At 55.5% G+C, this 11267-nt stretch carries 10 protein-coding genes; all 10 read right to left on the minus strand.

What is annotated here, in order from left to right:
* Positions 1 to 2285: ImcF-related family protein (locus tag ACODSK_RS31125; protein ID WP_489021776.1), on the minus strand; the 2285-nt coding region annotated here is incomplete at its 3' end.
* On the minus strand, positions 2282 to 3448 hold the full coding sequence (locus ACODSK_RS31130) for a hypothetical protein (protein WP_489021778.1): 1167 nt from the start codon (positions 3446 to 3448) through the stop codon (positions 2282 to 2284). The genes ACODSK_RS31125 and ACODSK_RS31130, both read right to left, overlap by 4 nt.
* Positions 3449 to 3451: 3 nt before the next feature.
* Positions 3452 to 3718 carry a PAAR domain-containing protein gene (locus ACODSK_RS31135; protein ID WP_489021779.1) on the minus strand — a complete coding sequence of 89 codons (267 nt, stop codon included), beginning with the start codon at positions 3716 to 3718 and terminating at the stop codon, positions 3452 to 3454.
* A gap of 99 nt (positions 3719 to 3817) precedes the next feature.
* Positions 3818 to 4627: a hypothetical protein gene (locus ACODSK_RS31140; protein WP_489021781.1), complete on the minus strand. Its 810-nt coding sequence runs from the start codon at positions 4625 to 4627 to the stop codon at positions 3818 to 3820.
* A gap of 3 nt (positions 4628 to 4630) precedes the next feature.
* Complete coding sequence (locus ACODSK_RS31145; protein ID WP_489021783.1) at positions 4631 to 5431, minus strand: hypothetical protein; 801 nt, start codon at positions 5429 to 5431, stop codon at positions 4631 to 4633.
* Positions 5424 to 7457 carry a lipase family protein gene (locus tag ACODSK_RS31150; RefSeq protein WP_489021785.1) on the minus strand — a complete coding sequence of 678 codons (2034 nt, stop codon included), beginning with the start codon at positions 7455 to 7457 and terminating at the stop codon, positions 5424 to 5426. The genes ACODSK_RS31145 and ACODSK_RS31150 overlap by 8 nt, the downstream gene beginning before the upstream one ends.
* Before the next feature lie 450 nt (positions 7458 to 7907).
* Positions 7908 to 8261 carry a hypothetical protein gene (locus tag ACODSK_RS31155; RefSeq protein ID WP_489021787.1) on the minus strand — a complete coding sequence of 118 codons (354 nt, stop codon included), beginning with the start codon at positions 8259 to 8261 and terminating at the stop codon, positions 7908 to 7910.
* A 24-nt stretch (positions 8262 to 8285) separates the two neighbouring features.
* Entirely contained in the window at positions 8286 to 8636 is a 351-nt protein-coding gene (locus ACODSK_RS31160) for a hypothetical protein (RefSeq protein WP_489021788.1), read from the minus strand.
* 33 nt (positions 8637 to 8669) lie between these two features.
* The gene (locus tag ACODSK_RS31165) at positions 8670 to 9449 is read right to left on the minus strand and encodes a hypothetical protein (protein ID WP_489021790.1); all 780 of its coding nucleotides are present in this window, start codon (positions 9447 to 9449) and stop codon (positions 8670 to 8672) included.
* A gap of 3 nt (positions 9450 to 9452) precedes the next feature.
* On the minus strand, positions 9453 to 11267 hold a 1815-nt coding region (locus ACODSK_RS31170; protein ID WP_489021791.1), incomplete at its 5' end, for a DUF2345 domain-containing protein.

Raw genomic sequence — 11267 nt, forward strand, 5'->3', positions numbered from 1 at the left:
GGGCCAAAGGTGTCATCCAGCGGGCCTTGCAGATGCGGGGCGACGCGCTCGATCAACTGCGCCTTGTCCTTGGCCAGCAGTTGCTGCGCCGACTCCAGCAGCGAGTCGGCCAAGGCCTGCTGACGACTGCCGGCACGACCCTGCCAGGCCAGGGTGTCCATCAACGCAAGCAGCGGCGACAACCGCACATCGCTCATCACCGTCAGTTGATCGATCACCTCCGGCAAGCTCGCCGCGCGCTGCCAGCGCAGGCTGTTGAGGAAGGTCAGCCAGGCACTGCCGTAGTCCTGGAAGTAACGCGCGGTGAGGCGCTGCTTGAGCACGTCGGGGCTCAGGTGATTCACCACTTCGCCGTGGCTGTCGCTGAGCACCCAGTCGATTTCCTCGCGGCGGGCCTCGGCGATCTCGTCGATGGCCTGGCGGATCTCGCCTTCCCACGCCTCCCGGGTGAACACGCCCGGCACGGTCTTGGTCGTGGTGAACAGGACGGCTTCGGTATCGCCGAGCATCTGGTTCAACGGCAGGTCCGGGTAGTGACTGGTGGCGCGCTCGAGGACCTGTTTGTAGAGGGTCGCTTCGGCGTTGCGCTGGCCCAGTTGCGTAAGCAGGATCTGCCGGGCCTGGCCGAGCAGACGCGGTTCGAGGTCCACGGTGGGATGGGCTTCGAGGTGATCGGCGTAGAACTGCCACAACCTCGGCGACAGCTCGCGCCAAGCGCCCTGCGACATGCCGGCGCGCTCGGGTTCCAGTTCGCCCATGACCCGCACCAGAAAGGCCGGATCGACTTTTTCCGGGCGGGCCAGCATCAGCCAGGCCTTGAGTTGTTCGTAGGATTCGCTGGCGCGGCGGGTGCGCTCAGGGCTGCCTGGAGGCAAACGAACCAAGGCGTCGAGACGGGCCTGCAACAGTGCTACGGCCGGGTCGCGCAGCAGGCGGGCATTGAGTTCGACATAACGCGGCCACAGGGTGTCGAGCAGTTGCTGGTTCTTGCTCAGGCCGAAGCGCAGATGCCACGGCGCACCCTCCTGGGAGCGGTAGTCCAGACGGTCCAGCTCGCGGACCAGCTCATAGAGCGCTAGCAGTTGGGCATCGCCCTGCTCCGCCTTGTCCAGCGTCTGCAACAGCGCCTGCATTTCAATGATCTGCGCGCGGTTGGTACTGAACGACAGCGCCATCCCGGCCCCCCAGACCACCACAAACACCATGAACGCCGCATAGGCAATCCGCGGCACCGGCCAGCCGAAACGGCGGGTACGAGTACGGTCCTCGATCAGCCCCTCCCAAGGTTTGTCGGCGATCCAGATATGCCCGAGCTTGTCGTCAGTACGCGCTGCCGCCACCGGGCTGAACCACAGGCCGCGCAGGTCCACGCCGCGAATACCGTCGATCAACCAAGGCCGCAGCACCATCAGCCAGCGCGGGATGCCGCCGTTATGCAGGTCGTTGGACAGGCGCAGGAGAAAGTCGTGATTCATGTTCTTGCGCATCTGCGCCAGACCGGACTGACGCATGGGCTTGATCAGGGCGTTGAGCTGGTCTTCGAGAAAGACCGTGGTGGCCTTGGACGGCAGCAGGCAGCCGACGGTCTGGGTTTCGCGGCCGGTTTGCGACCATTTGCTGGTGCGGACTTCCCACAGGTACAGCGGCAAGGTCCAGTGCAGCGCACAGGCCAGGTCATGCAGCGCTGCCTGGCACACGCCCATGGCGTCGGAATCGAGGCTCTGCTCGCGGGTCAGGGCCCAGACCAGGCCGTCCAGGCCGCGCCAGCGACTGAGGCTGCGCCACAGGGCGAGGTCGGCGGGGTCGGGCTCGCTGCGCAGGCTGCCGGCCCACAACAGCACGGTGCGTTCGCCGACCAGCCAGCGCTGTTCGGTGAGGCCTGGAGCGATGGCTTCGATTTGGTCGGGTTCGCCGGCGACCAGCAGCAGGCGGGTTTTGCGGCGCCAGAAGGGACCGTAGAGAAGGCGAAGATGGTTTCGCAACTGCCGACTGGTGGAACCGGCTTTCGCCGCAACCGGCGCTTCGGCATCAGCCTTCGGAAAGACCTGCTTGTCCACGGCCTGCTGATGCTGCAACTGCTGACGCAGATAGCTCAGCACTCCGGGCATCAGGAACAACAGCACCGAACATCCCAGCAACAGCAGCAGGACCGTCAACTTCTGCCCGACAGTGACCAAGCCGAGACCATCACCCAACATCCAAAGCAATCCCGCGAGGAACGCTACGTACATCAACAGCAGGATTGCCCCGCCCGCCAACCGCCACATATTGCTTCGACCGTTCATGCTGACTCCTTATGGCCGGTGAGAGTGCTGAGCCACTGTCGATCCTGTTCCTTGCCCAGGACCAGTAGTGCCTCCTGACGGTGCTGGACCAGTTCGATACCCAACGCCAAGCCCGCCCAACTGCTGAATGGTCCGGGCACACCGGAATAACGCTCTTGAATCCACTGCTGCTCCGCTTTCAACGCCGCGTCCGCTGCCTGGCTCGCGGCTAGTACCGGGGCGCTGGCCTGCTGCCATTGGGCAACATCCGCCAACAGGCCGGTCGCCGAACGCGCTGCACGCTGGGATTGCATAAACTCGGCAACCTCCCCTTGGAGATCGCTGATATCCAAGGGCATGGGACGCAGCAGCCGCGCCTTCACCGGCAGAGGGCCGGGCGCTGGCGAGGTGTCCAGGCAGACCAGCAAGGCCGCGAGGGCATCCGAATACGCCTCGCCGCCTTCGGTCTGCACGACCAGGATCAGCTCCAGCGACGGCTCGCCCGTCCTGATTTTTTCATCGATCCGGGCGAGCGAAAGTTCAGTTTCCTGAATCAGGGGCGTCCAGGGCTCGTCGCCCATCACATTGATCCAGACTCTCCGCCAGCTTTCGGCGATCTGGCCACCGCGCGTGGTTTCGGCATCACAGAGCAAGGTGGCGCGCAATGGCGCTTTCGCCCCGAGCTCTTCCAGGGACGGCTGTAGTGCTTCGAGCAAACGCAACAGGCTAAGTTGAATCCGGTCGAAAGGATCATCCGGCAGCATCGATAGACGCCTCGCCTGCCCGGTGTGCAACGAAAGTTCCTCCACGCCCTTGGCCAGCAGAGCACCGGAAACCCGCTCGGGCAACAGCGCACAACTGTCGTGCACCGTCAGATAGCGACCGGTCCATGTTTCCCAACTCTCCTGCGCCAACTGCGCCTCGTCCGCGAGGAAGGCGTGATGGCTAAGGGTGCCTCCATAGCGAAAGGCGCGTACCGCGAAGGCCAGCGCCACCAGCAACAAAGGGGCAAACGCGAACAACCAGATATTCACGCTTTGCAGCAGCGCGAGCCGCTGTGAAGCATGCAGCAAGAACAACGAGACACCGGCCAGGCCAGCGATCGCCAGGGCGGCGAGCCAGCGCGCGGGCGAAAGCGCCAATGGCGCGGCAACGGTCTCGGACGGCTGACGATCCCATCCCATGGCTCAGCCCACCACGCAATCGGAAGCGCTGGAAATCAACTGGCAGCCGCATTCCGTGCGACAACCATCGACCGCTACCGCGCGTCCGTCTTCCGACCAATCGGGGGTGCCTTCGACAATCGCGTTGACGCCATGCCCCGGCAACGGACAGCGCACTTGATCGCCCACCAACGCCGCTGGCTTGCCATTGACGATATGGGTGGATGAGGCAGATATCACTTCGCCGCCATGGGTGGTCTTATCACCGAGCAATACGAATCCCTGGAACATAAGTTATTCCCTCTTTGCAGATGTGTTTGGTTATTGGTGAAACTTATATGGCCATCTGACTTAAAACGTCGTGATGGTCGGCCGATGGCCGCCGACTAATCATTTCTTGCACGCCGACGGCAGACGAATACATTGCAACTTTCTGAAATCAGGCCTTACCCGACCATCCTTGATCACACTTCCGTCGGGGTATGTGAATGTTACGTCGTAGCCTTTGCCTTTTGCCTTGGACATGGATGAATAAGTTATATAATCAGCATACAAATGTGGCTCAAAATAAATACTGCGCGCTTCTTTAGCTCTGTAAGAAAGGAATAACCCTTCCTCTGCGAGCAACCCAACATTGACTCTGGAGTTCACCACCAATCGCTCTGCAACCCATAAGTAGTAGTTCTCCTTGATTTCAAGATCTCCCGGAACGGTCGTATACACTGCGCTCCGCTGAGCGGAGTTATCATCAAATACGACAGTAACACCACCCGCTCCAGTCCTCTGGAAATCGCCTCCAAATTTCTCCGGGTGCTTGTACCGGACACCAAAGGTCACATTACTCAGTTTCCATTGGCATTTGCCACCACCATCAATATCAAACTCCGCCCTATATAAACCTTTCTCTGACTCTGGCTCACCGAGCTTGACAATAGAGTTATACCCGTCCCTCTCATAAGGGGTCCAGCTAGCCGTATAATTTGTAAAGTTGCATATACTGGATCGATATATTGCCTTCATCGGGCGCAACGCCAAGTCCTGTTGAGCTTTCACTCTGATAACCACACGCTCCCCTTCCTGAGGAAAATCAAAGCTTTTATTCGTTGCACAACCCGCCGCACTCAACAATGAGAACACGAAACCTAAAACAAGCGAGCACTTCATGGCGCCCCTAAATTCACAGAATCTATTTTTCAACACTGGTTAGTCCTCGCACTGAGAGCGCAGGCGGATACATCCAAGCCTCTTGAAGGCTGGCCTGACCCGACCGTCTTCAATTACGCGCCCATCGGGGTAAGTGAACACCACGTCGTAGCCTTTGCCTTTTGCCTTGACTGAAGAGGAATAAACCACATAGTCCGAGTGCAAGCGAGGCTGGAAATAAATAGAACGCGCTCCCTTTACGCTGTAGGTATGAGGAGTACCCTCTTCCGCAAATAGACCAACTTTCATCTTGGGAATCCGCTCCGGCCGGTCCGCCACCCATAAATAGTAATCTTCCTTGATACCAAAATCTCCCAAGATCGAAGCAGACTGTTCATCCCCCGGCAATTCATCGTATTCGAAGAGCACAGTCACGTCGCCATCACCAACCACCAACGGATTCATCGCAAGCCTCTCCGGATATTTGTATTGAACGCCAAAATTCAGTCGACTCAACTTCCATTTACACTCGCCGCCACCATCAATATCGAATTCCGTCTTATAAACATCTTTCTCGGCGCCTGGCTCAGCTTGCTTCGAAATATAGTTATACCCCTCTACCTCATAGGAAACCCAAGCAGCGGTGTAATTTGTAATCGTGCAGATACTGGAACGATAAACTGCATCCATAGAGCGTAACTCCAAGTCCTCCTGAGTTTTCACGCTCACAGTTACACGCTCGCCGTCATCAGGAAAATAAAAGCTTTGACCTTTAGTGCAATCAGAAACAGCAAGCAGAAAAGCACCAACACCAAATAACGACAATACATTGCACCGCTCCTGAAAAATGGATTCAGCCATCGAGTCTCTCTCTGACACTTACGCCGCAGGCGACAGCATCAAACCGCTCAAGCGCATGCGGTCCACCTTCAAGCTTGAAAGTTGCTCGCAATGTACCGTCAACCAGGCCATGAAGTTCAATGAAAGATTGATTTCTCTCACGCTCGGCAGCATGAATGCGTGCAAAATGCTCTTGCAACTGCTGCTCGAACGCATCTCTGTGTTTTTTTCTTTCAACCATGCGCTCCGGATTGATCGCTTCCAGCAATTGATTGTGAATATATGGCTGGTACTCATCAGACATTAGATGATCAAGCGCCTTGATCAGCCTGCCTTTTTTCAAGTTCCCATTCTTTGGGAAAAACTGGCTTCGGCTTTCCTGAGTCAGCGAGTTCACGAACGCCTTCTGGTTCTCCTCGACAACCCTGTCTTTTTCCAGACTCAATGCAGGAACCACATAAAGCTTGGCGCGGTGAGGAAGCCGTCTGGAAACCTTTGTATGGTAGGGCGCCCCTAATCCTTCTTTGCTCATATATGCAGGGAACTGCGAGCCACGCTCCTGGATATGCTGCGTCGCTTTGTAGAACGCAACAACCTCGCCATGATGGGCATACGGGTCACCAAACTTGGCGACATTACCCACGACCAGTTGTCCAACAGACCAGGCAAATCCCAATGTAGTACCCAGGTGACCGTATATATCGTAGAGATAATTATCGAGCTCAACCTCGGCAGGAACGCTGGGGATGGGATCCATATCGTTGACATGACGAAAATGCTTAAGCTTTTCTAGGGATAGAGTAGCTTTCACACTGAATGTTCTAGGCATGCCATACGTATATAGAACAGGATCATTATTTTTTAAATAAGCCGCATGAACCAACCCCAAGGCGCCTCCGAGGCTATGACCGCAAATGTACAACTCTTTGTTTGAGCTTTCTTCAGTAACATTTTCATCGAGATCATCGAAAAAAGATTTTTTAGCAACATCAAATGCCTCTCGAAAACCCAAGTGGACTTTGCCGACCGACGTCAAGTCCCTACAAGGAGCGGCCTCATCACATCCAGCTCTTGATGCCGGTTCAACCGGCCGAAAAGTCAAGTCAGTGAATACATGTTTTAATGTTGCAGTTCCGCGCCACGCCACTAGAACCTGCAAGGCACAGACAGCATAAAATAGCTGAGTATCGCCCTGAGGAGGATCCAAATCCCCTGTATTCAAAAATTCCGCTAGCGTATAACGCTGGTCAAAAGGAACATCAACAACCAAGCTTGGCCACTCGCGACCGCCATCTATAACCTTTGGACTCCGGGATAGATCCAGGCATTGCCGCATAAAAAATTCGCCCGGAGCCCCATGAACGTGCTCCTCTCCAGAGTTATAAGCAAGAATACTCATCAACCCCAGATTGTAAGCATTTGCCAGGCTATATTCCGTCTGATGATGCAACACCAACATCCACGCCCGGAAAGGACAAATCTCCAGCACATGACGATGATCAAGTTGCTCGTACTCGATGGTAAACCCTTTGAAGTCCGCATCCGGAAAGTGATACTTCGGCAGCTCTTTGCCCTTGGGCAGAGGTGGCTCCAGTTCCGGCAGGCCATCACATAACTGCCCGACCCGCAGATAGTGATAGCGATATCCCGCCTCATGCGCCTGCTGTTCCAAAGGTGAAAAACCTGAACGCTGCGGCCCGTAAAGCTCGCTGTTGTCCCCCACTCCCGGACGCTGCGGCTCGGCGCGTACGGCACGTAACCGGCGGGTCTGGAGTTCCTTGGCAAACGGGTCGGCCTGCAACAACAGCGTAACGGACAAGGGGTGCAGGTCTTCGAGACGAATGATGCCCTGCTCATCGCTTTGCCCGCTGAACTCAGGCACACAGCCAGTCCTGGTCGCTTCATTCATTGCCCGATAAGGCATGTTCGCCAATGGCGCCCCAAGTTCATAGAGCAACTGGAACTCGACCCAATGACGTTTTTGTTTGCCTACCGTGACGACCTTACAACTATTCAGCGTGTCCGTTCGGTGTCGATATGCTTTCATTTACCCTTCCTTTGCCAATATGTCGAAAACCAGAAAAAGCTAACGTGTAGAGCCATAAAGACAAACCACCAGCAAACTTGTCATGGCGAGTACCTGAAGCCAAAATGCACATCTCAGCCCTAGCACTATCGATCTTGGGATCGCGGCCAACTCTTTCGGAATTAGTGTACCTTCAGCAATGTGCCTTCCCGGAAAAACCACAACACCTACAAGAATCAGTGAAAACATTAGCCTCGAATAACCAAAGTCCTCGAAAAACAGGGTTACAATTCGACTTTCCCTCAGGCACGTCAAAATCACCCTCATATACCTGAATACGATATAAGCCGTTGCACCAACCCCCACCATACCTATGAAGAAAGGCACAAATACCAATAATAATTTAACCATAGACGCACCTCGAAATTTCCAAGGAACGATCCTTGGCGCACCATATTAAAAGCAGTCTTCTCAACGCATGGACATATAAATACAACCTGCCAATATCCACATCATAGAAGAAGCCATAAGCCAGAACCCAAACTTCATCCTGAACACTACCGCCCTGGGAATCTTTGCGAGCTCCTCTGGAATCAATGTGCCCTCGGCAATATGTCTCCGCGGAAAAATGACAACCCCTGAGAGCAGGTTTCCAAATGTAGACTTTGAGTTACCAAAATCCCTGAAAAACAGAGGCACAACTTCACTCTTCTTCAGGGACTGAAGAACCACCTTTATATCGAAAAAAGCGACATAATAAGAAACCCCCACCCCAATCATGCATAGCAATAAAGGCAAGAACAGTAAAAGTACCAGTTTGACCATAGCCCCTCCCTCGACTAAATCCGGCTACCGCATGGAGACATACAAGTAACTGACCAGCAGCCATATCGCGGAAAGCGCCAGCAACCAGAATCCGACTCTAATGCGAAACATTACCATTTTAGGGATTGCCGCGAGCTCTTCCGGAATCAAGGTTCCTTCATTAATATGCCTGCTCGGAAAAATCACAGAGCCAGAGAGCATGATTCCAAAGGTTGACTTAGAGCCACCAAAGCTATCGGATAGCAAAATAACAATCTCGCTACTTTTCAAGCAACTCAGAATAGCTCTTACATCAATAAAAGCGACATAGTACATTACACAGACGCCGGCCACCCCCAAGAAAAAAGGCACAAACACCACCAGCAGCACCAACATAAATCCCCCCTTGAAGCTAACCTGACAAAAAACTCAACTGAGAATCCAATACTCTAAATATTCGTCAATCTCTTCATCCATGCTGTCAATTACCAAACCAGCAACCGTACCCAACCCCACACCACTTGCAGCTACTATCCCAACCGCACATATCGGTGTTCCAGGCCCGCAAACCGAACTAGCCAAGGCTTTCCCAAGTATCACCCCAACCACACCAAGCCCGATTGTTACACTCTGCTTTATCGTCTCCTTAAATTTGTCATCCGAGCTCATGATTTCATAGATCGCATAAGCAAGCGTCACCACAATGAACACCTTCCCAGCAACCATCAGTGCCTTATTTAGAACATTGAAGAACACACTCGATCTGGCCGACGATTCAACGATCATGTAATAAATCGCATCTCTCTGCTTCGAGCTCAGCTCTACAAATTTCTTGCCATACTTCGATACCGCATTATTGTTAAGCAAGCGTTCCAACTCTGGAGGTACTTTTTTCCTCCACTCCACAACCGACCTGCCCTGTACAGACGTCACCTTGCGCGTCTCCGCCAGCAGGTGATTGCGCAGGGTGTAGCAAAACTCCGCAGCAGACTTAGCCGTGACCTTGCCCAGTTCAAGTTGCTGTTTCACCAGCTCCTTTACCCGCTTGGTGTTTCGCTCATAGTTAGCTCTCTGCTCCGCGTCCTTGATGGCATCGTAGGAAAACTTCAACGCAGCGCCTTCGAACTCCAGAAGGGCCTCATCCAGCAGATCTCTTTCGATGAGATGCAGCTCTTTCATCCTGGGGTGCGTATGTAGGTAAAAATCCATTTCTCAATCTCCAAGTTCACTCAGAATCTTGCCGACCAGGCTCGATTCCACGGGTTGGCCATCCGGCTTTATCACTACGAATTCCTTTACTTCCGTTTCGTCATGCAGGAAGAAGCCGACGCTGTTTGCATCATCGAACTTGCTTTCCAGTACACGGCCATCTTCCATTTTCAGCAGGCAGGTGAACCCTCGGCAGTCACCTTTTTCCGGCGCAAACCTGATCCACTGTTCCGATGCCACCGACTCGATTTCCAGGGCGCCTGGTAATGCGGTGTTGACACTGATGGTCTGGCCTTCCTTGTCGGTAACGCCGGTAAATACCTTGCCCTCTCCGGTAGTAATGCGATAACGACTGAAAGGCTGCGGTACTCCAGCCTCATCCTGCATGGTGAACAATCCGGAATATCCCGAAGGCACCAAGGTCGCGGGGGTATCGAGGGTGGCCGCTCCCTGTTTTTGCACATGGGCGGCCTTGAGGAAGATATTGCCGGGCGCGCCCAGTTCTATGTTTCCGTCCTTCAAACGGATATAGGCACCGCCACAGTTGAGGACCAGCTCCTTGGGTGCGGTTATTTCAACCCGCCCTTCGAGGCTTTCGATCTTGAGATCGTCCTTTGCCAAGGCATGAAGGCGGTTGTTTTGCGCATGCAGTTCGACCTTGCCACTCACCGACTTGATCTGCATGTCCGCTTTCGCCATCAGGCTGGCATCGCCTAGCGCCGCTGCTGTGAAGTGTTCTCCGGCGGCGATATCGACGTTATCCCCGCCGACGATGCTTACGCTTTCCGCAGCGGACGCCAGGCACACTCCCTCAGGGCTGACCAGGCCGATCCCGTTCGGGGCATGCATCAGGATTCCGGGTTTCTTCAGGCCGCTCAGCGCGTGGTGCAAGCGCTCCAGGCTTTCGGTGTCGGCGGGGGTCATGGTGGCATTGGCCACGGCATCGGCTGCGGATTGCAGCAAGGACAGCGCCGTATATAGCTGGTCGACCGCATCCTCCATATCCAACTGTTCGCCATGGGCCTTTCGACGCTCATCGGCACTGATCAACAAGCCCTTGCCTGCCCGCAACGCTCCCCAGTGATCGGTCCGCACCTCGAAGCCTTCACCTCGTTTCAGGCCGTCCCGGTCCACCAGGTGCCCAAGATTCAACTGGCTCTTGCCGCCAAACTCGGTACTGACCTTGACGTGCTCCTGCCCCTTCTGGTCCTCCATGCGCAACTTGTTGTTGCTCGGTGTACGCAGCACGTTGCGCGTGTTGTTGTCGCGGGCGACGTGGTCCGGATGGCGATCATCGTGTAGCGCATGGGAGATATACGGCCTGTCAGGGTCCCCTTGCTCGAAGGCGATCGCCACTTCGGTCCCCGCCAGCAGCGGGAGGTGCAGGCCGTACAGGTCGCCGGCGTAGGGCCGCGCCAGGCGCATGGCCAGGCTTTCTTCACCGGGCTCGCGCTTGTCGCGGTCGAAGAGGAAGCTGACGCGATAGCGGCCTTCCTTGTCGATGTGGCTGTAGGGGTCGTTTTTGTAGCGGCTGGTGACGCGCGCCGGGAGGGTTCCGGCGATCACCGGCTTGGGCTGCAACGGCGGGCGGAAGCCCACCAGCCCGGCATAGGGCAGGCCTTCGAATTCGACCAGGTAGTTCTTGTTGCGCGCGCCGCTGATGCGGGTGGTGTGCACGATCACGGTCTGCGAGCAGTCCTGGGGCACGTCGCCGCTGAGCCTGAGCATGCACGCCGGCACCACCTTCGGGCTGCTGCTGAAACCGCTGACCTGGCTGCGCAGGTTCATGTTGCGCTCGTAGGTGAGGCGGGCGAAGAA

It is taken from the genome of Pseudomonas sp. FG98 (assembly GCF_057808595.1).